The sequence below is a fragment of the gamma proteobacterium symbiont of Axiagastus rosmarus genome (genome assembly GCF_059730925.1).
The window spans coordinates 742,751-766,820 of the sequence record NZ_AP035925.1; the positions used below are offsets into that span (position 1 = coordinate 742,751).

The 24,070-nt window shown below is 57.7% G+C and carries 21 protein-coding genes; all 21 read left to right on the forward strand.

The window, feature by feature from the left end; all coding sequences use genetic code 11:
* Nucleotides 1-5: 5 nt before the first annotated feature.
* The 21 genes from yjjG (at nucleotide 6) to tssG (ending at nucleotide 24,069) form a co-directional block, all read left to right on the forward strand.
* Entirely contained in the window at nucleotides 6-686 is a 681-nt protein-coding gene (gene yjjG, locus AC6I8F_RS03545) for a pyrimidine 5'-nucleotidase (RefSeq protein ID WP_498028532.1), read from the forward strand.
* Nucleotides 687-1,551: 865 nt separating this feature from the next.
* Nucleotides 1,552-2,148, forward strand: coding sequence for an SH3 domain-containing protein (locus tag AC6I8F_RS03550; RefSeq protein WP_031279568.1), 597 nt, complete (start codon nucleotides 1,552-1,554; stop codon nucleotides 2,146-2,148).
* Between the two features lie 22 nt (nucleotides 2,149-2,170).
* Entirely contained in the window at nucleotides 2,171-2,668 is a 498-nt protein-coding gene (gene tssJ, locus AC6I8F_RS03555) for a type VI secretion system lipoprotein TssJ (protein ID WP_021506780.1), read from the forward strand.
* An 8-nt stretch (nucleotides 2,669-2,676) separates the two neighbouring features.
* A complete protein-coding gene (gene tssK, locus AC6I8F_RS03560) occupies nucleotides 2,677-4,017 on the forward strand; it encodes a type VI secretion system baseplate subunit TssK (RefSeq protein WP_372771823.1) in 1,341 nt (446 codons plus the stop codon).
* A gap of 19 nt (nucleotides 4,018-4,036) precedes the next feature.
* Nucleotides 4,037-5,278, forward strand: coding sequence for a DotU family type VI secretion system protein (locus tag AC6I8F_RS03565; protein WP_498028533.1), 1,242 nt, complete (start codon nucleotides 4,037-4,039; stop codon nucleotides 5,276-5,278).
* Between the two features lie 3 nt (nucleotides 5,279-5,281).
* Entirely contained in the window at nucleotides 5,282-8,911 is a 3,630-nt protein-coding gene (gene tssM, locus AC6I8F_RS03570) for a type VI secretion system membrane subunit TssM (RefSeq protein WP_498028534.1), read from the forward strand.
* Between the two features lie 14 nt (nucleotides 8,912-8,925).
* Entirely contained in the window at nucleotides 8,926-9,639 is a 714-nt protein-coding gene (tagF, locus tag AC6I8F_RS03575; protein ID WP_021506784.1) for a type VI secretion system-associated protein TagF, read from the forward strand.
* An 11-nt stretch (nucleotides 9,640-9,650) separates the two neighbouring features.
* Nucleotides 9,651-10,667, forward strand: a complete 1,017-nt coding sequence (gene tssA / locus AC6I8F_RS03580; RefSeq protein WP_421039796.1) for a type VI secretion system protein TssA — start codon at nucleotides 9,651-9,653, stop codon at nucleotides 10,665-10,667.
* 79 nt (nucleotides 10,668-10,746) lie between these two features.
* Nucleotides 10,747-11,274, forward strand: coding sequence for a type VI secretion system contractile sheath small subunit (gene tssB / locus AC6I8F_RS03585; protein WP_021506786.1), 528 nt, complete (start codon nucleotides 10,747-10,749; stop codon nucleotides 11,272-11,274).
* Between the two features lie 2 nt (nucleotides 11,275-11,276).
* Nucleotides 11,277-12,773 (forward strand): type VI secretion system contractile sheath large subunit, encoded by a 1,497-nt coding sequence (gene tssC / locus AC6I8F_RS03590; protein WP_021506787.1) that lies wholly within the window; start codon nucleotides 11,277-11,279, stop codon nucleotides 12,771-12,773.
* A gap of 314 nt (nucleotides 12,774-13,087) precedes the next feature.
* Complete coding sequence (locus tag AC6I8F_RS03595) at nucleotides 13,088-13,570, forward strand: Hcp family type VI secretion system effector (protein ID WP_021313206.1); 483 nt, start codon at nucleotides 13,088-13,090, stop codon at nucleotides 13,568-13,570.
* A gap of 149 nt (nucleotides 13,571-13,719) precedes the next feature.
* On the forward strand, nucleotides 13,720-14,712 hold the full coding sequence (locus AC6I8F_RS03600; RefSeq protein WP_481657357.1) for a hypothetical protein: 993 nt from the start codon (nucleotides 13,720-13,722) through the stop codon (nucleotides 14,710-14,712).
* Complete coding sequence (locus tag AC6I8F_RS03605) at nucleotides 14,709-15,116, forward strand: hypothetical protein (protein ID WP_481657358.1); 408 nt, start codon at nucleotides 14,709-14,711, stop codon at nucleotides 15,114-15,116. The genes AC6I8F_RS03600 and AC6I8F_RS03605 overlap by 4 nt, the downstream gene beginning before the upstream one ends.
* Nucleotides 15,117-15,216: 100 nt before the next feature.
* A complete protein-coding gene (locus AC6I8F_RS03610; RefSeq protein WP_498028535.1) occupies nucleotides 15,217-15,630 on the forward strand; it encodes a hypothetical protein in 414 nt (137 codons plus the stop codon).
* 516 nt (nucleotides 15,631-16,146) lie between these two features.
* Nucleotides 16,147-17,967, forward strand: a complete 1,821-nt coding sequence (tagH, locus tag AC6I8F_RS03615; protein WP_498028536.1) for a type VI secretion system-associated FHA domain protein TagH — start codon at nucleotides 16,147-16,149, stop codon at nucleotides 17,965-17,967.
* Nucleotides 17,964-18,755 carry a PP2C family protein-serine/threonine phosphatase gene (locus tag AC6I8F_RS03620; RefSeq protein ID WP_021506792.1) on the forward strand — a complete coding sequence of 264 codons (792 nt, stop codon included), beginning with the start codon at nucleotides 17,964-17,966 and terminating at the stop codon, nucleotides 18,753-18,755. Before tagH ends, AC6I8F_RS03620 begins: the two co-directional genes overlap by 4 nt.
* A 10-nt stretch (nucleotides 18,756-18,765) precedes the next feature.
* Nucleotides 18,766-19,743: a hypothetical protein gene (locus AC6I8F_RS03625; RefSeq protein WP_021506793.1), complete on the forward strand. Its 978-nt coding sequence runs from the start codon at nucleotides 18,766-18,768 to the stop codon at nucleotides 19,741-19,743.
* Nucleotides 19,744-19,759: 16 nt separating this feature from the next.
* Nucleotides 19,760-20,584 (forward strand): type VI secretion system accessory protein TagJ, encoded by an 825-nt coding sequence (locus AC6I8F_RS03630; protein WP_021506794.1) that lies wholly within the window; start codon nucleotides 19,760-19,762, stop codon nucleotides 20,582-20,584.
* A complete protein-coding gene (gene tssE / locus AC6I8F_RS03635; RefSeq protein ID WP_021506795.1) occupies nucleotides 20,574-21,149 on the forward strand; it encodes a type VI secretion system baseplate subunit TssE in 576 nt (191 codons plus the stop codon). The genes AC6I8F_RS03630 and tssE overlap by 11 nt, the downstream gene beginning before the upstream one ends.
* Nucleotides 21,150-21,151: 2 nt before the next feature.
* Nucleotides 21,152-23,026 (forward strand): type VI secretion system baseplate subunit TssF, encoded by a 1,875-nt coding sequence (gene tssF / locus AC6I8F_RS03640; protein ID WP_498028537.1) that lies wholly within the window; start codon nucleotides 21,152-21,154, stop codon nucleotides 23,024-23,026.
* Entirely contained in the window at nucleotides 23,023-24,069 is a 1,047-nt protein-coding gene (gene tssG / locus AC6I8F_RS03645) for a type VI secretion system baseplate subunit TssG (protein WP_498028538.1), read from the forward strand. Before tssF ends, tssG begins: the two co-directional genes overlap by 4 nt.
* The last annotated feature ends 1 nt before the right edge of the window (nucleotide 24,070 follow it).

Below are 24,070 nucleotides of genomic sequence, written 5' to 3' on the forward strand. Positions count from 1 at the left end.
GCACTATGTTAAACGACTGGGACTGCATCCTGTTCGATGCGGATGACACACTTTTTCATTTTGACGCGTTTGCCGGCCTGCAGCGCATGTTTGCCAGCTACGACGTGCACTTTAGCGATCAGGATTACGCTGACTATCAGGCGGTGAATAAACCGCTGTGGGTCGATTACCAGAACGGCACCATTTCAGCGTTGCAGCTCCAGACGCGCCGCTTCACGCTGTGGGGTGAAAAACTCAGCGTGGCGCCGGAAGTGCTGAACAGCGACTTTCTCAATGCGATGGCCGAGATTTGCCTGCCGCTTGATGGCGCAGCCCGCCTGCTGGATACGCTCAAGGGCAAAGTCAAAATCGCCATCATCACCAACGGCTTCACGGCGCTGCAGCAGGCACGCCTTGAACGCACCGGTTTCCGTGACTACTTTGACGCGCTGGTGATCTCCGAACAGGTGGGAGTGCCCAAGCCGGATGCGGCGATTTTTGACCATACGCTGCAGCTGCTGGGCAATCCCGATCGCCGCCGGGTATTAATGGTCGGTGATACGCCGGAATCGGATATTCTCGGTGGTATGAATGCCGGCGTGAAAACCTGCTGGATCGATCACGGCACGCGTCCGCTGCCGGCGCACATCACGCCCACCTGGCAGGTGAAAACCTTTCCTGAGCTGCAATCTATTCTGACTGCTTAACAATCCCGATACCCGCCATTTTAGCGAATTAAACCAGTCTGGTCCGCCTGGCTGGTTTTTTTAACTGCCAGTTTGCCTTTATCACCCCTTTTTTACCACCTGCCTGGGTTTTATTGCGCTCAGACAAAATGCGTGCCGCTCAGCGCCATTTTTTTTATGACAATTTTTAATGATCGCGCGAGCAAAATTTCATCTTTCATTTACAATCTTTCACAGTTTTAATGGATTGCTAAGAATAGTCTTAGGTTTACGGGCAAAAGTGACGCAAATTTGCATTAAAAATATTTGTTAACCTTTACTGAACTAATTTCCTCTGCTAGCGGCGCGTTGAAATTTTGTCAGGCTTCTGTAAACTTCCGTCAGACATTAACAAATGGATTGTGATTGCATGCTCACGGGCAGGTTTTACCTGGCTCGTGCGGTAGCTATGATGTTTCCAGTCTTTTATATGTTTTTGATATATCTCAATAAATAGCAATACTGTCAGCGAATGCCGTAAGTTGTTGCTGTTATCCTCTTAATCGTTACCGATTAACCAGATTCATTGAACGTGATAGTTTTTAACCCAGGGATGGCATAAGAGAAACCGAGGTTTGGCTGTGGCCGACCCCTTCGCTTAGCAAAAATTGATCATGTTGCTGATCGTTTGTGAAACGATCAGAATTCTTCCGACATCATCCCTGTCACTAATGTTGCATTTTTAATACTTAATTCAGACTGATCAATTTTTGCCTCGCTGGCGCGATGCGTTAGCCACACTCATTAAAGGGTCAACTTTTTAACTGGTACTGAATCGACGCCGGCTCCCGCCGTGTGCACGGTTCATTTTGCTCTTAACCGGCCTCTGGCCACTTTTTAGGCGTTAATGGAACTAAACATGAAGAAAATGGTGAATCTCCGTATGGCGTTGGGCCTGATGTTTGTTTTCGCAGTGGCTGGCTGTAAAGCACCGCCAAAGATGACAGACGACACGATTGTCAGCAGCACCGTTGACGGCGTCACGCTGTCGCACCGTTATGCCGTCCAGCCGCCGGCACAGTTCAGCCCGGTGAACGAGGCTTATCGCGCGCTCTATCCGGCTTCGATCATGACCCGCCCGAGCTTCGGCGGCAAAGTGGTGGATACGCTGAAAAGCGGTGAAACCTACACCGTGATTGGCCAGGTTGAAAACAACTGGCTGGCACTTGGCGAGTCGGCGCAGGCCGCAGACGAAGCGCAGCCTGAGACTGCACCGGCCGATGACAAAAAAGCGCAGCAGCCGGCGGCTCAGCCTGCGGTGCAGCTGATCGGTTATGTCCCGTTCCGCGCGGTGGTGAAAAGCGCGCTGTATGAGCAGACCATCAAAGCGGACCAGCCGAAGCGTCGCGCCCGCGCCAGCAGCAAGAAAAAGACCTGCGTCGCGGTGGATGGCGACAGCAAAGCGTGCCAGAACAGCAACAGCGGCACCTGGATCATCAACTAACACGGTAAGCAGGGAGGGCTGAATGATGACGATGATTTCTCTCCGCCGCGCCGGATTACTGCTGCTGGCTTGCCTGCTGGCCGCCTGCAGCAGCAACAGTCCGGCGCCGGTTGCACGCTACAATCTCGACTTTCAGGCGCATCCGCAGATCAACGCGGGTGCGCCGCTCAAAGTTCGGGTGATGTTGCTGACCTCCGATGCGGAATTCATGTCCGCTGATTTCTACTCCCTGCAGAACCAGCCCGCCACCGCGTTGGGCAGCACGCTGCTCAACAATCAGCAGTTCTTCCTGATGTCAGGTCAGCTGAGTAAAACCCTCAGCGCGAAAAGCCTGCCGGAAGCGCGCTTCATCGGCATCATGGCCGAGTATCAGGCGCTGGACGGTAAAGTCTGGCGCCTCGCGCTGCCCTTCCCGGATGGCGACGACAGCGCATTCTGGCAGTTCTGGAAAAATAACGATGGTGAGTTGAATGCCCGCGTTGTGGCGGATATCAACGGCCTGCGCGTGGTTAAGCAGTAAGGATGCCTATGAACCGAGCCGAAAAGGTTGTCTGGACCGAGGGGATGTTCCTGCGCCCTCACCATTTCCAGCAGTCGGAAAATTTTCTACACAGCACCCTGCGCGAATGGGGGCAGTCGCAGCGCGCCTACACCTGGGGTTTTTTTGATCTCGAATTTGATGAAGCGCTGCTGCGGCAGGGAAAACTGGCGCTGAGTGCCGCCAGCGGATGTCTGCCTGACGGCACCTTCTTTTCTTTCAGCCAGCCACAGCACGGTCCGGCCCCGCTGGATCTGCCAGCAAATGTCGATCGCAGCAAAGTGGTACTGGCGATCCCGGCCCGGCGCAACGGGCGCGAAGCGGTGGCGTTTCAGGAGACGCAGGATTCACTGGCGCGCTATCTGGCGTGGGAAGCCGAAGTCGAAGATGACAACGCTCAGGCGGTCGGCTCTGCCACCGTTCAGTTCGGCAAACTGCGCCTGCGCCTGATGCTGGAACAGGATCTCACCGCGGAGTGGACGGCGATGGGCGTGGCGCAGGTGATTGAAAAACGCAGCGATAACCACGTGCGCCTCGACACCGATTACATTCCGCCGATGCTGACGCTCAACGCCAGCCGGCCGCTGCAAAGCATGCTCAATGACCTGCACGGCCTGATTCAGCAGCGCAGCCAGCAGCTGAGCCAGCGCACGCCGGGTACCGGCCGTTTTAACAGTGCCGACATGGTCGATTTTATGCTGCTGACCTTACTCAACCGTCAGCTTGGCCTGCACGCGCACTTACAGCATCTGCCGCTGCTGCACCCGGAAACGCTCTACAGTCACTGGCTGCAGCTGGCCGCTGAATTGAGCAGCTGGATGCCGGCGCGCACCCCGGACGCGCTGCCGCTGTATGACCATGACGATCTGTACAGCTGCTTTGCCCGCTTAACGCTGCTGCTGCGCCAGGGACTGTCGCAGGTGATGGAAGAGAGCGCCATCCAGCTGCCGCTGACGCAGCGCTCGCACGGCCTCAACGTGGCCACGGTGCCGGAAAGCAGTATGGTACGCGAGTTCGGCTTTGTGCTGGCGGTCAAAGCCAGCGTGCCAGCCGAAGCGCTGAAAACCCACTTCCCGGCGCAGATGAAAGTCGCGCCCGTCACCAAAATCCGCGATCTGGTGCAGCTGCAGCTGCCGGGACTGGCGCTGAAAGCCATGCCGGGTGCGCCGCCGCAAATCCCGTGGCATGCCGGCTACAGCTATTTTGAGCTCGATAAGAACAGCGAGCTGTGGCAGGAGATGGAGCGCTCAGGTGCCTTTGCGCTGCATCTGGCCGGTGAGTTTCCGGGCCTGAACATGGAGTTCTGGGCCATTCGTAGTCAGTCAGAATAATCAAAACTGAGCACGCCGCATGATGCAGGAACAACAGAAACCGAACAGTGACGTCACACAGCAGGATGTCAGCCATCAGAATGTGCTGGTCGCCGCGGCGAATCCGCTGATTAACGCGATCCCGCAGATTCGCCACTCCGTCTCGCACGACGATCCGGCGCGACTGCGCCAGCAGCTGATCGATCAGATCCGTCGCTTTGAGCTCAGCTGCCAGCAGTCGGGGCTGAGTTATGAAGTGATCGTCGGCGCGCGCTACTGCCTGTGCACCGCGCTGGATGAAGCGGCGGCGCTGACGCCGTGGGGCAGCCGCGGCGTGTGGACCAGCAACGGCCTGCTGGTGACGTTTCACAATGAAACCTGGGGCGGTGAGAAGTTCTTTCAGCTGCTGGCAAAGCTGTCGCAAAACCCGCGTCAGCACATCCTGCTGCTGGAGCTGATCTATTTCTGTCTGCTGCTCGGCTTTGAAGGGCGCTACCGCGTGCTGGATAACGGGCGTTCGCAGCTGGAAACCATCAAACAGCGTCTGCTGCAGATGATCAAAAGCGTGCGCGGCAGTTACCCGGCGGCGCTGTCACCGCATCCCACCGATCAGCCGGTGCTGCGCAAGCTGTGGCGGCCGATGATTCCACTGTGGGCCTGTGCGGCGGTGGCCGGCTTTGCTGCCTGCCTGTTCTACATCGTCCTGAACTGGCGTCTCGGCGACTACACCTCGCCGGTGCTGGCCAGCATCTATCAGACCGCGCTGCCGGAAGTCAAAATCAGCAATCCGGCACCGCCGCCGCCCGCCACGCTGAACCTGAAAGCGTTCCTCAAGCCGGAAATTGATGCCGGCCTGGTGGCGGTGCGCGATGAAGCCGACCAGAGCGTGGTCACCCTGAAGGGCGATGGCCTGTTCGCCTCGGCATCCACCGAAGTGCGTGGTCGCTACGATGCGGTGATTCAGCGCATTGCCGCCGCGATGAATAACGTCAGCGGGAAGATTCTGGTGACTGGCTACAGCGACAACGTGCCGATTCGCAGCGCCCGCTTCGCCTCCAACTATGAACTCTCGCTGGCGCGCGCACAGTCGGTGCAAACCCTGCTGCAGCAGCAGCTGGCACAACCGTCGCGGGTTAAAGCCGAAGGGCGTGGCGAAAGCCATCCGCTGGTGCCGAACACCAGCGCGGAGAATCGCGCCCGCAACCGTCGCGTAGAAATTACTCTGCTGGTCGCGCCGGATGCGACGCAAGCGGAACTCAACGGCCTGGCGAGAGGGAACTAATCCATGCTGAATATGCTTTTTGCGGTGCTGACCAGCCGCCTCGCCTGGGGTTTTGTCGGCATTACCGCGCTCTCCTTTATCATCTGGGTGATTGGCCCGGTGTTTTCCATTGTCGACTCGCGGCCGCTGGAGCCAGAGCAGAACCGCATCATCAGCATTGCGCTGCTCTATCTGGTGTGGGGGCTGAGCCAGGCGATTCCGCGCCTGTATAACTTCTGGCTCAACCGCAAACTGATGTCGAGCCTCGAAACCAGCAAAAGCGATGCGCCGGAGCAGGACCGCAAACGCCTGACCAATGAAGAACAGGTGCTGGCGAGCCGTTTCTCCGAAGCTACCGACATGCTGAAAAAAGCGCACTTCCAGCGCGCCAGCAGCAAGGGCGCGCCTTTCTGGGCGCAGCGCTTCAGCCATCAATACCTCTACCAGCTGCCGTGGTACATGATCATTGGCGCTCCGGGTGCCGGTAAAACCACCGCGCTGGTCAACTCCGGGCTGCAGTTCCCGCTGGCGGACAAGTTCGGCAAAGCGGCGCTGCGCGGCATTGGCGGCACGCGCAACTGCGACTGGTGGTTCACCAACGAAGCGGTGCTGCTGGACACCGCCGGCCGCTATACCACCCAGGAGAGCCAGCAGGAGCGCGACGCCAGCGAGTGGCATCATTTTCTCGACCTGCTGCGCAAATATCGCGGCCGTCAGCCCGTCAATGGCGTGATTGTTACGCTCAGCGTGTCCGATTTACTGACGCAATCGCCGGAAGCGCAGCGCAATCAGGCGATCGCACTGCGTCAGCGGCTGATGGAGCTGCACGATCGCCTTGGCATTCGCTTCCCGGTTTATGTGCTGGTCACCAAAACCGACCTGCTCAAAGGCTTCCGCAGCTACTTCGCTTCGCTGGATAAAACCCAGCGCGAGCAAATCTGGGGCTTTACCTTCCCGTGGGCGCAGGCGTCGACCGCAGAGTTTGAGCTCAACAGCCAGTTTCAGCAGGAGTATTCACTGCTGCAGCAGCGTCTGGATGCCGGCCTGGCCGATACGCTGCTGGCGGAGAGCGATGCGCAGGCGCGGGCGGAGAGCTATCTGTTCCCGCAGGAGTTCGCCGCGCTGCGTCCGCTGCTGGCGGATGCGCTGGATACGCTGTTTGCCCGCTCTGATTTCGAAACCCAGTTCGCGCCGCGCGGTATCTATTTCGCCAGCGGTACTCAGGAAGGGCTGCCGTTTGACCGCGTGATGGGCGAGCTGAGCCGCGCCCTGCATCTGCCGGGACAGCGCAGCGGCGAATCCGGCAGCTGGGACCAGGTCGACAAAGAGTCACCGATCCCGCCGAACAAAGGCCAGAGCTTCTTCCTGAAAGGCGTGCTGGAAAATGTCATCTTCCAGGAGTCGGGCCTGGCGGGCAGTAACCGCTGGTGGGAGCTGCGCAATCGCGCCGGATTGTGGTCCGGCTATCTGGCGCTGCTGGTGCTGGTACTGATTGCCGGAGCGCTGTGGCTCACCAGCTACAGTAAAAACAAAGCCTATTTACAGGAGATGGCGGGTAAAACGCCGCAGGTGGAGCAACTGGGACAACAGCTGGAACGGCAGGGCAATGGCGATCTGTTTGCGCTGGTGCCGTATCTCAACACGCTGCTGCAGCTGCCGAAAAGCGCCGATTTCTCGCTGGAAGATCCCCCGCTGACGCGCCGCATGGGCCTGTATCGCGGTACCGAAGTCAGCGATGCCACGCGCACCCTGTATGACAAAGCGCTGAAACAGCTGCTGCTGCCGCAGGTGGCGCAAAACATCACCCGCTGGCTGCGTAACGACAACGGCAGCGATGCGGATTACAGCTACGAAGCGCTGAAAGCTTACCAGATGCTGTATCAGCCAAAACATTATGACGGCAAGTTCCTGCATGCCTGGCTGATGCTGAATATTAGCCGCGAACTGCCGCAAAACGTGACGCAGCAGGAAGTGAAACAGCTGGCGTGGCATCTGCAGCAGCTGCTGGAGACACAGATTCAGTCCTCGCCATACGCGAAGGATGATGCGCTGGTAAAGCGCGAGCAGGCGCTGATTAATCAAATGCCGCTGTCGCAGCGCGTCTACGGACGTCTGAAGCGCCTGCTGCAGCGTGACGGCAGCCTGCAACCGGTCACCCTCGCGGCGCTGGGCGGGCCGCAGAGTGAGCTGGTGTTTTCACGCAAAAGCGGCAAATCAGTCAATGACGGCGTGGCCGGCCTGTTCACGCCAGACGGTTACTGGCAGCACGTTGATAAACAAATCGCGCCGGTCACGCAGGCGCTGTTCCAGGATGATGTCTGGGTGCTGGGCGGCGTTGCGTCGCCGGAGAACAGTCAGCAGACCGACCTCGCGGTACGCCAGCTTTACGTGCAGGATTACATCCGCCAGTGGGAGCAGTTCCTCAGCGATATCCAGCTCAACAGCAGCGCGGATTTGTCGCAGCGCATCAACACCGCACGTCTGCTGTCGGGCAACCACTCGCCGCTGCGCCAGCTGGTGGTTAACCTCAGTAAGCTGCTGACGCTGAACCGCGCACAGCCGGATGAGCAAAGTACCCAGGCACAGCCGGCGACGGGCAACAGCGCCACGCGCACTTTAGAAGCGCTGTTCAGTTCCTCCAAAGCCAGCGCGGCGCCGGGCCAGGGCGCAGCCCAGCAGGCGCCGGAGCAGGCGGTGGCGGTGCACTTTGCGCCTGTGCTGGAGCTGGCACAGCCGCTGCAGCAGGGCAGTAAAGTGCTGGCGGTGGATGATTTTCTGCATCAGATCGACGATCTCTACCGCTATCTGACGGCGGTGCAGGACGCTGCCAATAGCGGCATGCCACCGCCGCCCGGCGATGCCATCAGTCGTCTGCAGGCCAGCGCCGGTCGCTTACCGGGTTCGCTGCAGAATATGGTTTCCAGCATGGCCGTGGGCGCCAGCAGCGATGCACAGCGCCGCGATATGGATAACGTGCGCAAGCGCATCACTATGGAAGTGGGCAGCTTCTGCCGCCAGGCGATTGCCGGCCGTTATCCGCTGGTGCGCAATGCGCGCAGCGAAGTGACGCCGGACGATTTGGCGCGCATGTTCGCGCCGGGCAGCGGGCTGATGGACAGCTTCTTCCGCGACAATCTGGCCAGCAAAGTGGATACCACCAACGCGGCGTGGCGTTTCACGCCAGGCATCGACGGCAAAACGCTGCCGGGCGGTGAGGCGCTGCTGCGTCCGTTCCAGCAGGCGCAGTCGATTCGTGATGCCTTCTTTGCTAACGGGGCGACCACGCCGTCGTTCCGCGTCACGCTGCGTACGGTGAAAATGGATAACGACATCCTCAACCTGACGCTCGACGTCGATGGCCAGATTCTGCGTTACAGCCATGGCCCGCAGGCGGTGCAGATGGTGAGCTGGCCCGGACCGGGTGGCACCAGCCAGGTGCGCATGCAGCTTGGCCTGACCAACGGCACCACCTCAACGCTGGTGACCAGCGGTCCGTGGGCGCTGAACCGCTTCTTCGATCGCGCTCGTGTAACCGCGGTCGGTGGCCTGACCCGCGAGGCCAGTTTTAACGTCGATGGCCATCAGGTCACGTTGTCGTTCACCCCTGGCAGTATTCGTAACCCGTTCCAGCTTCCCGGCTTTAGCTGCCCCTGAAACAGGACCTGATAATGACTCATTACGCAGCACCCGGCTGGTACGGCAAATTGCCCAGCTCGGGTGACTTTGTGAAGCGACGCTTCCCCGATGTGCTGTACCGGCAGTGGTCGAACTGGTTTCAGGTCGGACTGCATCACTGGCAAACCAGTGAAGAGAGTAAAAACGCCCCGTCGCGCGCCTTTCTCAAAGCGCCGGTGTGGAATTTTGTCGTGCCGCCGATGCTCGGCAGTCAGCTGATCCAGATGGGCTGCCTGATTGCTGCCCGCGATAGCGTCGGCCGCAACTATCCGCTGTGCGCGCTGCGCCATTTTACGCCCGCCGAGTGGTCACCAGCGCTGCTGGCCCGCTCGGGCGAGTGGTATCAGCAAGTCGGCAATATGCTGCTGCGCGTGGTGCAAAACGGCGGTACGCCAGAGCAGCTTGACCAGGCGCTGCTGAGCATCCCGCAGCCCCAGCAGCCGCAAACTGACGGCGAACAATCGGACATTTTACAGGTGATTGGCGACGGCGAGCCGTCAACGCTCAACTGGAAACTGCCGGGTGACAGCTTCGACCCGCAGTTTTACACCAGCTTCTGGTGGACAAACCAGAGCGACGGTTTCCCGCTTTACACCCAGGTGCACAGCGGCAACTTCACCGCACAGCTGTTCTCACTGCTGTTCGACCCGGCCGGCGGGGCAAAACCCGGACGAAACGGACTTTATCCTCCGATGTTTGAATCCTGAGGCCAACTGCTATGACGATAAATATTGACGCGCTGCTGGCGCCGGTCAGCAGTGATAACCCCTGCGGCGACAACCTGGAGTATCACGCGGATTACCAGGCGATGGAGCAGGCCAGTACCGGTAAAGCTGAACAGCAGTTTGGCGAAACCATTATCCCGGCTGAATCAGCCGACTGGAATAAAGTCGAAAAGCTGGCGATTGACTTGCTCAGCCGCAGCAAAGACCTGCGAGTGATGTTAGCGCTTACTCACGCCTGGACCGAGTTGAAAGGGCTGCCGGGCTATGCGCAGGGGCTGAAGCTGATTGAGCAGGCGCTGCTGCTGTACTGGGAGCCGCTGTGGCCGCGACTGGAAGAGTACGGCGAACAGGATCCGTTTTACCGCATCAACGCGGTGGCGCTGCTGGGCGATAAATCGGCGCTGAGCAGCGCAGTACGCCAGAGCTGGCTGCTGCGCTACGCCTCGGATGGCATCACGCTGCGCGATGCCGCAGCGCTGTGCGACGGCAGCAAGACCGAAGTCGCGGACTATCCTGGCGGTCTGCCGCGCCTGACCGATGAGCTGGCGCGCGGCGAGCAGCCCGGTATTGAAGCGGTGCTACAGATAAGTGAGCGTTTGCAAACCATTACCGAAACCCTGACCGAACAGCTGGGTGAAGCGGCGGTGCCGGAGCTGTCGCAGCTGCGCAGGCAGATCGCCATGATCGCCGAACGCTGTCAGGCCACTGACCTCAGCACGCTGCAGCCGGCCGCGGTAACAGAACAGCCACCGGAACCGAGCGTCGCCGCGCCCGCCACAGCGGTTCGCACGGCTGACTGGCGCAGCGTGCAGCTCAGTTCGCGCGCCGATGCGCAGCTGATGCTGGAGAAGGTGAAGCACTACTTTGCTCAGCACGAACCCAGCCATCCGGCACCGCTGATGATCGACCGCGTACAGCGGCTGATTGAGCTCGATTTTATGGACATCATCCGCGATCTGGCGCCAGACGGCGTGCATCAGCTGGAAAATATCTTTGGACGCCGCGACTAAGCGAGCGTAACAACTCAACGCAGCGAGACCTGCGCGCCTCCTGCGAAACTTTACCCGCGCACCCTTAATGGAGAAAACCATGGCACCAACGAAATCCAGTGGGCAGAAGTTCATTGCCCGCAATCGCGCGCCTCGCGTTCAGATTGAATATGACGTGGAAATTTATGGCGCGGAACGCAAAATCCAGCTGCCGTTTGTGATGGGCGTCATGGCGGACCTGGTCGGTAAACCACTCGAGCCGCAGGCGAGCCTTGATGAGCGTAAATTCCTGGAAATTGATATCGATAACTTCGATGAGCGCATGAAAGCGCTGAAGCCGCGCGCGGCGTTCCAGGTGGATAACACGCTCAACGGCGAAGGCAAGCTTAACGTCGAACTGACCTTTGAGAGCATGGACGATTTCTCACCGGATGCGATTGCCCGCAAAGTCGAACCGCTGAGCAACCTGCTGGAAGCGCGTACCCAGCTTTCGAATCTGCTGACCTATATGGACGGCAAAAACGGTGCGGAAGAGCTGATCGGTAAGATTCTGCAGGATCCAACGCTGTTGAAAGCGCTGACCCATCTGCCGAAGCAGGATGAAAGCGCTGAAGGTAAGGAGGAGTAATCATGACCCAGTCTTCGCATCAGCAGCAACAGGGCGCCTCGCACTACAGCGAGAATGAACTCAGCGCCCTGCTGAACAAAGAATTTCGTCCAACCAGCGATCAGGCGCGTGCAGCCGTCGAAAGTGCCGTGAAGACGCTGGCGCAGCAGGCGCTGGAAAACACCGTCACCATCTCGAACGATACCTATCGCACCATTCAGGCGCTGATCGCTGAGATTGACGACAAGCTGTCACAGCAGATCAACCAGATTATTCATCATGAAGAGTTTCAACAGCTGGAGAGCGCGTGGCGCGGTCTGAGCTACCTGGTGAACAACACCGAAACCGACGAGATGCTGAAAATCCGTTTCATGAGCATATCCAAGCAGGAGCTGGGACGCAGCCTGAAGCGTTTTAAAGGCGCTGGCTGGGATCAGAGTCCGCTGTTTAAGAAGATTTATGAGCAGGAGTACGGTCAGTTCGGTGGCGAACCGTTTGGCTGCCTGGTGGGCGATTACTATTTCGATCACAGCCCGCAGGACGTGGAGCTGCTGGGCGAAATGGCGCGTATCAGCGCGGCGGCACACTGCCCGTTCATCACCGGTACCGCGCCGACCGTCATGCAGATGGAGTCATGGCAGGAGCTGGCAAACCCGCGCGATCTGACCAAAATCTTCCAGAACACCGAATATGCCGCCTGGCGCAGCCTGCGTGAATCGGAAGATGCCCGTTATCTCGGCCTGGTCATGCCGCGCTTCCTGGCGCGCCTGCCGTATGGCATTCGCACCAATCCGGTGGATAGCTTTGATTTTGAAGAGCAGACCGATGGCTCAAATCACAACGGCTACACCTGGAGCAACGCCGCCTACGCCATGGCAGCCAACATCAACCGTTCGTTCAAAGAGTACGGCTGGTGCACTGCGATTCGCGGCGTCGAGTCTGGCGGTGCGGTTGAAAACCTGCCGTGCCACACCTTCCCGAGTGATGACGGCGGCGTAGACATGAAGTGCCCGACGGAGATTGCCATCAGCGATCGTCGTGAAGCCGAGCTGGCGAAAAACGGCTTCATGCCATTGGTGCACCGCAAAAACTCCGACTTTGCTGCCTTTATTGGTGCGCAGTCGCTGCAAAAGCCTGCGGAATACCATGATGCCGATGCGACCGCCAACGCACGTCTGGCTGCACGCCTGCCGTATCTGTTTGCCTGCTGCCGCTTCGCGCACTACCTCAAGTGCATCGTGCGCGACAAGATCGGTTCATTCCGCGAGCGTGATGAAATGGAGCGCTGGCTGAACGATTGGGTGATGAGCTATGTCGACGGTGACCCGGCGAACTCGTCACAGGAAACCAAATCGCGTAAGCCGCTGGCTGCCGCCGAGGTGAGCGTGGAAGAGCAGGAAGATAACCCGGGCTACTACGCCGCGAAATTCTTCCTGCGTCCGCACTACCAGCTGGAAGGCCTGACGGTGTCACTGCGTCTGGTATCGAAACTGCCTTCACTCAAATCGAATGAGAATTGATTAACTGCATCAGGCCGTCATGTATGGCGGTCTTAATGCTCACAAAGCTTTGCAGTTAACGTGCAGACGCAAAACGCTTATTTGCGAGCCGGCTCCACGTTTCGATATTAATATCGAGGAACTAAAGGATTCACTATTTTTTATTGCTCCATCCAGTGGGACAATAAAAACACTCTCTGAATAAACCATGTAGCGATATTCAGAAAACGAGGCAGAGGTAAAATATGGACTGTTTTATTCAGCCCCATGCTTTCCTGTTTGCCATAACGATGCTTTATCAAAGCAGAACGTAAATCAAGCAAGAGAAGATAATTATGGCTATTGATATGTTTTTAAAAGTTGATGGTGTGACCGGCGAGTCTAAAGACTCCAACCACACCGGCTGGACTGATATTACCTCTTTCAACTGGGGTGCTAACCAGCCGGGTAATATGTCTGTTGGCGGCGGCGGTGGTGCAGGTAAAGTAAATTTTGCTGACCTGAGCGTAAATGCACTGATTGACAAATCCACCACTGCAATCCTGAAAAATTGCGCCAGCGGTAAGCATATCAGCAAAGTAGAGCTGTCCGTATGCAAAGCAGGCGGCACACAGATTGAATACGCACGTATCACACTGGAAGATGTGCTGGTGTCAAAAGTTGATTATACCGGTGCTGCTAATGGCGATACCCTGAGCGTGACTTACGCGTTCCAGGCTGCCAAAGTGAAGCAGCAATACTGGGAGCAGAGCTCTTCAGGTGGTAAAGGCGCTGAAAGCAGCGCTGGCTGGAACATCAAAGAAAATAAAGAAGCGTAATTGCTTTATTAAGCGGCCCTGTGGGGCCGCTATAAATATTTCAGAATACTTATCTGAAAATATAATTGAGCGGGATACAACTTACAGAAGAGATGTTAATAAGATTATCTTTTAACTAAATAAATATTTAACTGCAAAAGGAGATTGTGATGACAGGTAAAACTTCCATCGAACCGGGATTTTGTGTAGTGCAACGCCCTGGAAGCCTCACCGAGCAAGCGATGTGGCTGTACGGTACGCGCAACATGCCGGCGGCAAATTACTTTTTGCAGTTAAATGCTGATGTCGCATGGGCTAAACCGGGACAAATCCTGATCGTTGCTGATCCGGAAGGAAACAATCATCCTGCGGCAATGAGTGCCCTGGCAACGGCAAAAGCGACAACCAACAATAGTCTGGCGCATCTATCCGTTGATGAGGCGAGTTTTTTTCATCAACATTATAAATCCATCGCAGCAATTACAAATTTCATGGATACAGCGTCTGGTTTAATTAGTGATGCAGGCGAAAAGTATTTCAATGAAATTAGCAAAAAGTTAACCGCTATAGAAGTCGCTTATCAAAATCAATATATAACTTCGGGTTCGCTTATCAGTGAGCAGTTTTATGCGGAAAGAAGTCGATTGTTTTCAGAGCTTGATAGTTTATTAAATAGATTTTCAAGATTGATTATTAATTTAAGACCCTACGATAAGCTTAAAAGTGCCCTCAACCTTTCGAGTTCTTCGATTGTACATGATTGGCAAACTGCGGGGGTTGGTGCTATTCGTGGTTACTCAACATATGTAGACGGTGCTGCAAAAGCCGCAAGGATTATCAAGACAGGCGGTTGGATAGCGGTAGGTTTCAGCGCTTTGAATACCACAAACACCGTGTATGATGCATGTACAGTTAACCGTAAAAACGAGTGTTTGCAAGTTGCAGTTACCGAATACTCTGCTTTTGTTGGTAGCACATTTGCCGGATTATACGGTGCTATGGGTGCAAGTATCGCTATGCGAGGTGCTTGTCTGGCGTTTGGTGTTGCTACAGGGCCGGTAGGTTTTTTAACGTGTAATGTGGTAAGCTCCGTTGCTGGCGGGTTAATTGCGTCTAAAGGCACTGAAAAAATAGTAAAAAAGGTTATGGAGAAAATCCTATGAATGGAGCTGATTTTTTTCTTTATTTAGCTTTCCTATTGATTTTCTTTGCGTTAATTATGCAGGTTTTTTCATACTACATCTTTAAAAAGAATGAACGTAAATACGTTGAGTTGATCAGTGAGTTTAGACGCCGTGATCTCGACCTGGATATAGTAACGAATATCTATTCTTTTTTGGGGCCTCTATTTAATGCCAATAAGATAGTCTATTTTATTGATCTTTATAATGGGAAAGCGATGAATTTAGCGAAAGGAAAGCCTGTAAGTAAGAATACATACAATTTCATCCAGTCTCAGCCTAAAGAAAATATATCATGGATGCTGAGGCTTCATAATTTAAATCTTATCAGTTTTTTTCTTTTGTTTTCAGGCGTGGGTATCGGTTTTATTATTGGCTTTATTTAATAAGCTAAAATTTTTTTCCGCGATTTTTTATAATATAATACCGAAAAAAACTTCTGACGTTTGTATAGTGAGCAACGGAATAAATAATGAATTATGCTTTATGAGTCTTTCAGATGTTTTAATTTCTCTATCTGTATTTTCTTTCCTGTTATCGATCGCTCTCCAAATTGCTGGTTATGTGATTTTTAGAAAAAATATCAAAAAATTCGAAGTTATTTTGTCTGAATTTCGACAGAGAAATCTTCAGCTAGACATCACGACGAACATTTCCTCTTACTTTAGCGCATCCTTTCATCCGCTTAAAATAGCTTATTTTGCTTATCTTTATAAAGGTGTCATGCTCTATCATAAAAGAAATGAAAGGGTAAACAAGGAAACCTATGATTTCATTCAGTCCCTGCCTAAAGAAAAAATAAACTGGTTGCTGCGTCTGCATACTTTAAACCTGGTTACTGCCTTTTTTATGATTGGGGGAGGCGTGGGGTTTATAATCTGGAGGCACTATTATAGTTAATCACTTGCATCATCTTTGATGAGCATAGTTTCTGAAGTTGCGAAGACAATGATTATAGAAGCCACTGTAGATAAATTACTATCAATAACAGGTTTGCTGGTGTTATCTGTGGGTGCTGCGACTATTTAAATTCATAAGTATATAAACTGATTTCTTCAGGATACTGAATGAAGTTTTCAGAATTATCTATTTCTGCTTTCATTATTAATAATGAATAAATCAGTTGTCGCTACATCCCGGCTAATCGTCTTGAACCGGTGTACTGACAAAGCACCGCGCACATATTGTAGCGGCGCGATTCATCGCGCAATCCATAGTAACGCTACAAAATTGCAATGATTTCTAAGCCAACGAAAATTCTAAATGACAAATATGACACAGCGCATCGCGCTATAAAGCACAGCATCAATCATCTTATATCACCCGCAGCATCGTATTACCCGCTTCCTATATTCCGCGTCTTTCCCGGAGAGCCGCGCAATATAGATGCCGAACCGCTAACCGCAGGAACCCGTTATGCGCTTTACGATAATAACGACTAAACCCGGCCACCAGCCGCCGCAAACCCGCTGTGACTTTATGCCGCCCGGCGGCACCATTGGCCGCGGAGTGGACAACAATCTGGTGCTGCCGGATGACGATCGCACCATTTCTCGCCTGCAGGCGATTGTGCACATCACCGCCGCTGGCGAATGCCGCCTCACCAACCGGGGCAACGTGACGCGCGTACTGCTCAATGACATCCCGCTGGAGCGCGGGCGTCAGGTGGAATTACAGGATGGCGACGTGCTGGGCATCGATGATTACCAGCTGCTGGTCAACGATCTCAACGGCGCGCAGCAGCCGCAGGCCGCCACGCAGGCACCGCAGCCGGTGGTGCAGGCGGCGGTAATGGCTGATGCGCCACCGGCGGAAAAGGATGCCAGCACCGCCGCGATCCCCAGCGAGATCTGGGACAGCCTCGCCAAAGAGTTCTCGATCTCTGACGATCTGTCGAAGCGCAAAGCAGCGGCCGAGGTGCTGCCGGAGGCCAATCCGCTCACCGCGCCGGCCAGCCTCGATCGCAATCCGGAGGATCCGCTGGCTCAGCTGGTGAACGATGCGCCGCTGGATATTGGCCAGCAGCCGAAAAACACCAGCCTGTTCGATGAAGGCGATGCGCTGTTCGCGCAGGAAAGTATCTTCGACGATCGCACCCCCAGCACGCTATCGGCGCAGCAGAATGCCGCCGCGCAGCCGCAGGTTGAGAGTGCCACCGAGCTCGATCCGCTCAGCCTGTTTGGCAGCCAGAGCAGCAGCGACGTGCGCAACCACGACGATCCACTCGCCCTGATGATGGGCAATGCGGTTCCGCTGGCGCAGCCGGAGATCGCGCCGGCACAGACGGTTCAACCGCAGCCCGTCGCCCAGCCGGAAACGCCCAGTGAACCCTCGCCGGAGACGGCACCGGTCGAGCTGGCGGATCTCAGCAGTTCGCCACTGTTTGATGATACCGAAACCCAGGCCACGTCACCGCTGATCGAACCGCAGGCGGAGCAGCCGGAGACGGTCGCGCCGCAGATGGATTACGGCGGCATTACGCTGCCCACGCCGCAGGCGGTGCAACGTGTACCGTCGCCGACGCCGAAAGGGCGGCTGCGTATCGATCCGGTGGCTTCCAGCCATCAGAACGCGGCACCCGCCAGCCAGGCAACTGCCAGCCACAACAGCGGCGACGCGCTGAAAGGCGAACTGCTGGATGCACTGCTGGAAGGCATGGGATTGCGCGATCTGCAACCCACGCCGCAGTTCGACCGCGAGCAGATGCTGCAGTTTGGCCAGATGCTGAGCATGTTCTCGCAGGGCACCGTTGCGCTGCTGTCGTCACGCTCGATTCTTAAGCGTGGCGTTAAAGCGGATATGACGGTGATCCTCGATGACGCCAACAACCCGTTCAAACTGCTGCCGTCCGGCAAAACCGTGCTGATGCAGATGTTTGGCAGCCGCATGCCGGGCTTCATGCCGCCGCGTCAGGCGGTGCGTGATGCGCTGATCGATCTGCAGGCGCATCAGCTCGGCATGATCGCCGGGATCCGCGCCATTATCGCTTCGATGCTGCAATCCTTTAATCCGGATCAGCTGGAAGAGGAAGCACGCCAGGCGGGATCGCTGTCGCGCCTCGGCCTGCCGGGCAGCCGCAAAGCCGCGCTGTGGGAGCATTTTGTTGAGCGCTACGGCGAGACGGCGGGCGAGATTGAGGACGATTTCCATACCCTGTTCGGCGAAGCTTTCCTGCATGCCTACGACCTGGAAGTTAATCAGTACAAAGATTCACAAACCCACACGGATGACGCATGAATATCACCATTGCTTCCACGTCGAATCAGGGCGACCGCGCCAGCAATCAGGATCAAACCGGTGAGGTAATCGGTGAACGCTCAGCCTGCTTCGTGGTGTGCGACGGCGTAGCAGGATTTCCCGGCGGCGACGTGGCCGCCCGCATCGCGCGCAGCAGCCTGATGGAGGCGTTCGACGGTAACGCGCACCTGGATGCGCAGTCGATTCGCAACTACGTCAACCACGCGAATCACGCGATTCGCCAGCAGCAGAAAGCCAGCAGCGAGCACAGCCGCATGGGCACTACGCTGGTCAGCCTGTTTGTCGACCGCGACTACGAGCTGGCCTACTGGGCGCACGCGGGCGACAGCCGGCTGTATCTGTTTCGCCGCGGCTACCTCTATCACGTGACGACCGACCATAGCCTGGTGCAGCAGATGAAAGATGCCGGTCACCAGACCGAAGGTATCAACAGTAACCTGCTCTATTTTGCCCTCGGCATGGGCGATGAGCAGCGCGACGCCAGCTACAGCGATGTGGTGGAAATAGAAGACGGCGACGCCTTTTTACTGTGCACCGATGGCTTCTGGCACGGCGTGACGCTGGAGCAGATGCAGCAGTCGCTGCACATGGTCAACACGCCGGAAGAGTGGCTGACGCTGATGCAGCAAATCATCCGCAACGGTCAGCCGGATAACGGTCAGCAGGATAACTTCAGCGCGCTGGCCGTCTGGATTGGCTCACCGCAGGACACCACCTTACTGCACTCGCTGTCCGAAGCGGCGCAGTTTTTCCCTCTTCGAGATTGAGAACGCCAACATGAAACATGGATTACTGGGTCTGGCTGCGCTGCTGCTCAGCACGCACGCATTTGCTGAGAACTATCGCATCGTGCAGTCCCCGGCACAGAAACTGGATGTCTGGATTGATGACGTGAAAGATAACCAGCTGGCGAGCTGGTGTAAGCGCAATGTTGATCTGCGCATCGTCACCCACGGCGCGAAAAACGTCGCGGCGCTGGAGGATTTTCTGCCGCGCGTCGCCGGGCTGATGGCATCGCAGTGTAAAGCGCTGCAGCAGCTCAACTGGGCGCTCAATGATGATGACGGCAACCCGATCGCCAGCGGCAGCGCTGCTAAAGCGCAGCAGTGGCAAACGGTGGTAACGCCGCCGCCCGCGCCCGTGCAGCAACCAGAGACCGCTACGGCTGCACCTGCCGCGCCGGTGCTCAACTCGCCGCAGGCCGATACCACGCCGTGGCTGCAGTTCAGCCTGCTCGACGGCTGTCACTTCCGCACCTGGTGGCAGCATCCGGCGCAGACCAGCGCGCTGTTCGTGCCGTCCAAACAGGGGCTGAGCTGCGGTCAGGATGGCTGGCTGAGCGGCCGCAGCAGCCTGACGCAGATGGGCAACGGTGCGGCGAAAAGCGTGGTGGTGACGTTCCTGCAGGGCTTCCCGATTGCCGGCCTGAATAACAAACAGCAGAGCGCCGAGCTCAGCATCACTACCGTCAACAGCGAACGCATGGTGCTGAGCAACGAGAAGTCGCCAGACAGCTGGCTGGTGCTGCCGTTCAGCAGCCAGTTCAATGGCTGGCAGGCACCGGATCAGGTGGTGGTGCAGATGCCCGCCAGCGATGCCGCCGATGAGAGCGCGCTGCGTGCACGGTTGCAGGAAGTGCGCAAAGTGTGGTCGCCGTGGCTGAGCGCCAGCGCACCGCTGAAAGTCCAGCTGGTAGAACAGCTGCATCCGGAGCTGAAAGATCCCGCCGCCGCGGTTTACCGCACCATCAACTAACGCAAAAGGAGCTTGCATGGAGTCGTTACAATCGCGCCTGGCCAGAGCCTCACTGGCCGATAACCTCGCCGATATCACCCGCCAGATTCAGGCCAGCCCGGCCAATGCCGACCTGCGCGCGGCGTTTGTGCAGCTGCTGTGCCTGGCGGGCAACTGGACGCGCGCGCAAACCCAGCTGCAATCGTGGCTGGCGCTGACGCCCCAGGCGCAGCCGACCGTCACCTTACTGCAGCAGGCCATTGCCGGTGAGCAGCAGCGTGAAGCGGTACTGCGCGGCGCGGCGCAGCCGCAGCTGCCGGGCAGCGCGTGGGCGTGGTGTGAAACCCTGCTGGCTGCGCTGAGCGCCGACATCCGCGGTGACTTCGCGCAGGGGGCTGAGCAACGTGCCGCCGCGCTGGCGCAGGCCGAAGCCAATCCGGGTCAGCTGCAGCAGCAGGAACAGACGGCAGACTTCGCGTGGCTGATGGACGGCGACAGCCGCTTCGGGCCGGTGTGCGAAGCCATTGCCAACGGCCGCTACTACTGGATTCCGTTCGCCGCGATCCGCGAGATGGAATTTCAGGCACCCGCCAGCGTGACCGATTTGGTCTGGCGCCATACGCGCGTGCAGCTGGTGGATGGCAGCGAGCAGATTTGCCAGATCCCGGTGCGCTATCCGCTGCTGCCGGGGGCGGATGAGCGTTATCTGCGCGCCAGCGTCACGGAATGGCAGCCGCTGGGCCACGATGACAGCCAGTTTACCGGCCATGGCCAGAAGCTGTGGCTGAGCGACAGCGGCGAGTATCCGCTGCTGACGCTGCAGCAGCTGACGTTCCAGCCAGGCGGCAGCGATGAGCCGTGATAACAGCTCGCACAACGACGGCTATGCCCAGCTGCATGGCGGTTTCCGCGCGCGTAAAAATCGCGATGCGCTAACCGCGCGCGACAAGCTGCAATCCTCGTTACTCGATCGTCTGACTGACAACGCGCCGGACAAGCAGAGCGAAGCCAGCAACACCACGCTGATTTCCCACAGCACGCTGCGCCGCCACGTGCTGCGCGATCTGCAGTGGCTGTTCAACACCATCAACAACGAAGCCCAGCAGGATCTCAGCGCCTTTGGTGAAGTGCAGCGCTCGGTGTGGAATTTTGGCGTGGCGCCGCTGGCCGGACAGAACATCTCCGACATCGAATGGCAGGATATGCAGCGCAAAATGACCGATGCCATTCTGCATTTCGAGCCGCGCATTCTGCCGCAGGGGCTGCAGGTACGCTGCGTCAGCGATCTGAAGTCGCTCAGCCTGCACAACGTGTTATCGATTGAGATCAAAGGCCGCCTGTGGTGCGTGCCTTATCCGCTGGAGTTTCTGTTCCGCACTCAGGTTGATCTGGAAAGCGGTCATTTTGAACTACTGGATGCAGGTTAATCATGGACAGCAAACTGCTCGACTACTACAACCGCGAACTGGCCTATCTGCGTGAGCTGGGCGCGGAGTTCGCTGCACGCTATCCGAAAGTCGCCGGGCGGCTGGGGATGCGCGGCATCGAAGTCGCCGATCCTTACGTTGAGCGGCTGATGGAGGGCTTTGCTTTCCTCACGTCGCGCGTGCAGCTCAAAATGGACGCCGAATTCCCGCGCTTTTCACAGCGGCTGCTGGAGATGATTGCGCCGTCTTATCTGTCACCTACGCCGTCGATGGCGATTGCACAGCTCACGCCGGACAGCCGCAAAGGCGACATTAGCAATGGCTTCCACGTGCCGCGCGGCACCATGATGGAGAGCCAGCACCTGAAAAAAAGCGGCGTCACCTGCAGCTACACCACGGCGCATGATGTCACGCTGCATCCGCTGCGCATCAGCGACGTTTCACTCGGCGGTGTGCCGGGCGATCTGCCGCTGGGCGAACTGAAGCTCAGCGGTCGCGGTGCCGCCAGCGCGCTGCGCGTGCGTATCGCCTGCGAAGGCATTTCGTCGCTCAGCCAGCTGAATGTCGCCGATTTAATGCTGTATCTCAGCGGCCCGGACATTCAGGCGCAGAAACTGCTGGAGCTGCTGATGCAGCACCGTGTCGGCATCGTGCTGCAATCGGTTGAACAGAAACCGCTGCGCCAGGTGCTGCCGGATGACGCGTTACAGCAGGAAGGCTTTGCGCCAGAGCAGGCGCTGCTGCCGGACGATCTGCGTAACTTCGACGGCTACCGGCTGCTGCAGGAGTATTTTGCCTTTCCGGCGCGCTTCCAGTTCATCAGCCTGAGCCAGCTGGCACAGTTTCTGCGCCGCTGCGATAACGCGCAGGAATTCGACATTATCATCCTGCTGGATAAGGCCGACAGCGCGCTGGAAAGCGTGGTGGACAGCAGCCATCTGGCACTGCACTGCACGCCGGTGATCAACCTGTTTCCCAAAACGGCCGAGCGCCTGAAGGTCAGCGACAGCCAGCACGAATATCATCTGGTGGTGGATAACATCCGGCCGCTGGACTACGAAGTGCACTCGGTGCAGCGGCTGTTCGCCACCGTTGAGGGCAAGCGCGAAGAGCAGTTATTCCGCCCGTTCTGGAGCACCTTCAGCGGCGACGACGGCGATTACGGTGCCTATTTCTCGCTGCGCCGCGAGCCGCGCACGCTGTCTGAGCAGGCGCAACGTTACGGCACGCGCACTGGCTATATCGGCTCGGAAGTGTTTTTGTCGCTGGTGGATGAGCATCACACGCCGTGGCGCGACGACATGCGCTACCTGTCGGCAGACGTGCTCTGCACCAGCCGCGATCTGCCGCTGATGCTGTTGCAGCAGGAGCAGGGCAATTTCGTCATGCCGGATTCGATCCCGGTCGGTCAGCTGAAATTGTGTAAAGGTCCGACGCCGCCGCGTCCGGCGCTGGCCGAAGGGCTCTCCGCGTGGCGTCTGATCAGCCACCTGCAGATGAACTACCTGAGCCTGATGGACAGCAGCGACGGCCAGGGCGCCGCCGCGCTGCGCCAGCTGCTGAGCCTGTACGCTAATCTCGCCGAAGCGGCGGTGGCGCGCCAGATTGACGGTATTCGCCACTGCCAGCTTAGCGCGGTCAATCGCCGGGTGCCGGAACCGGGCCCGGTGGTGTTTGCGCGCGGCGTCAGCATCACGCTGGAGGTCGACGAACAGGCGTTTTCCGGTGCCAGCCCGTGGCTGCTCGGCAGCGTGCTGGAACGCGTGTGCAGCCGGCTGGTGGCGCTGAATAGCTTTACCGAATTCACCCTCAACAGCCAGCAGCGCGGCGAGGTGGGCTACTGGCCGCCGCGCATGGGCAGGAAGGCGCTGCTATGAGCGAGGCGCAGATCATTCCGCTGCAGCGCGCCCAGCGGCTGCCGGACGATTTCTGGCAGGCAGTGATGGCGACACCGTGGCGCTACGATCTGTTTCAGCTGCTGCGCCGGCTGGATGCGCAGGGCGGCCAGCGCTATCCGCTGGGACGTGCGCCGCTGCCGAAGTTCGAAGCGCTGCGCATTGGTCAGCAACCGTCGCTGGCGTTTGCCCCGGCAACCCTGGCCAGCGTGCAGCCGCGCGCAGAGGACGCGCGCCATGACGTGGCGATATACAGCTTTGGCCTGTTTGGCCCCAACGGTCCGCTGCCGACCCATCTGACGGAATATGTGCACGAGCGCATCGTGCACCATCAGGATCACAGCCTGGCGGCGTTTGCCGACATCTTTCACCATCGCGCCACGCTGCTGTTTTATCGCGCCTGGGCCGATGCGCAGCCGGCCGTCTCGCTGGATCGCGCCGATAACAGTCGCTTTGTCGATTACCTTGCCTGTCTGGCCGGCATCGGTTTACCGGCGCAGCAGCAGGCCAGTTCGCTTAGCCTGCATGCGCGGCTGATGCTGGTCGGCCACCTCAGCCGCCACGGTCACGATGCCGAAGGGCTGGTACGCATTCTGCGTCACTACTTTGGCGTACCGGTGCAGCTGGCACAGAACGTGCCGCAGTGGCTGACGCTGGACGCGCGCGATCAGGCGCGGCTGGGAGCCGGACGCCAGATGCCGCGGCTGGGCGAATCGGCGTTCCTTGGTGTGGCGGTGCGCGATGTGCAGCACCGTTTTCGCCTGCGGCTCGGTCCGCTGAGCGCGCAGCAGTATGCCCACTTTCTGCCAGATGCGCCGGGCGCGCGCGAAGTGCGCGACTGGGTGCGTCACTATCTCGGCATTGAGATGCAGTGGGACCTCAGCCTGATCCTGGCGGCGGAAGAGGTGCAGAGCGTCACGCTGGGAGGCAATGCCCGGCTGGGCTACACCAGCTGGCTGGGACACGCGCCACAGCCGCAGGATCGCGAAGATTTCATGTTTGAGGTTGAGGCAGCCGCAAGCTAGC

Excerpts from the sequence above, each read along its gene's own strand:
- AC6I8F_RS03565 (WP_498028533.1), top strand. The coding sequence starts at position 4,037 with ATGATGCAGGAACAACAGAAACCGAACAGTGACGTCACACAGCAGGAT.
- tagH (WP_498028536.1), top strand. The coding sequence starts at position 16,147 with ATGCGCTTTACGATAATAACGACTAAACCCGGCCACCAGCCGCCGCAA.
- AC6I8F_RS03600 (WP_481657357.1), top strand. The coding sequence starts at position 13,720 with ATGACAGGTAAAACTTCCATCGAACCGGGATTTTGTGTAGTGCAACGC.
- AC6I8F_RS03595 (WP_021313206.1), top strand. The coding sequence starts at position 13,088 with ATGGCTATTGATATGTTTTTAAAAGTTGATGGTGTGACCGGCGAGTCT.
- tssB (WP_021506786.1), top strand. The coding sequence starts at position 10,747 with ATGGCACCAACGAAATCCAGTGGGCAGAAGTTCATTGCCCGCAATCGC.
- tssK (WP_372771823.1), top strand. The coding sequence starts at position 2,677 with ATGAACCGAGCCGAAAAGGTTGTCTGGACCGAGGGGATGTTCCTGCGC.
- tssA (WP_421039796.1), top strand. The coding sequence starts at position 9,651 with ATGACGATAAATATTGACGCGCTGCTGGCGCCGGTCAGCAGTGATAAC.
- AC6I8F_RS03620 (WP_021506792.1), top strand. The coding sequence starts at position 17,964 with ATGAATATCACCATTGCTTCCACGTCGAATCAGGGCGACCGCGCCAGC.
- AC6I8F_RS03550 (WP_031279568.1), top strand. The coding sequence starts at position 1,552 with ATGGAACTAAACATGAAGAAAATGGTGAATCTCCGTATGGCGTTGGGC.
- AC6I8F_RS03630 (WP_021506794.1), top strand. The coding sequence starts at position 19,760 with ATGGAGTCGTTACAATCGCGCCTGGCCAGAGCCTCACTGGCCGATAAC.
- tssM (WP_498028534.1), top strand. The coding sequence starts at position 5,282 with ATGCTGAATATGCTTTTTGCGGTGCTGACCAGCCGCCTCGCCTGGGGT.
- AC6I8F_RS03610 (WP_498028535.1), top strand. The coding sequence starts at position 15,217 with ATGAGTCTTTCAGATGTTTTAATTTCTCTATCTGTATTTTCTTTCCTG.
- tssF (WP_498028537.1), top strand. The coding sequence starts at position 21,152 with ATGGACAGCAAACTGCTCGACTACTACAACCGCGAACTGGCCTATCTG.
- AC6I8F_RS03605 (WP_481657358.1), top strand. The coding sequence starts at position 14,709 with ATGAATGGAGCTGATTTTTTTCTTTATTTAGCTTTCCTATTGATTTTC.
- tssG (WP_498028538.1), top strand. The coding sequence starts at position 23,023 with ATGAGCGAGGCGCAGATCATTCCGCTGCAGCGCGCCCAGCGGCTGCCG.
- yjjG (WP_498028532.1), top strand. The coding sequence starts at position 6 with ATGTTAAACGACTGGGACTGCATCCTGTTCGATGCGGATGACACACTT.
- tssJ (WP_021506780.1), top strand. The coding sequence starts at position 2,171 with ATGATGACGATGATTTCTCTCCGCCGCGCCGGATTACTGCTGCTGGCT.
- tssC (WP_021506787.1), top strand. The coding sequence starts at position 11,277 with ATGACCCAGTCTTCGCATCAGCAGCAACAGGGCGCCTCGCACTACAGC.
- tagF (WP_021506784.1), top strand. The coding sequence starts at position 8,926 with ATGACTCATTACGCAGCACCCGGCTGGTACGGCAAATTGCCCAGCTCG.
- tssE (WP_021506795.1), top strand. The coding sequence starts at position 20,574 with ATGAGCCGTGATAACAGCTCGCACAACGACGGCTATGCCCAGCTGCAT.
- AC6I8F_RS03625 (WP_021506793.1), top strand. The coding sequence starts at position 18,766 with ATGAAACATGGATTACTGGGTCTGGCTGCGCTGCTGCTCAGCACGCAC.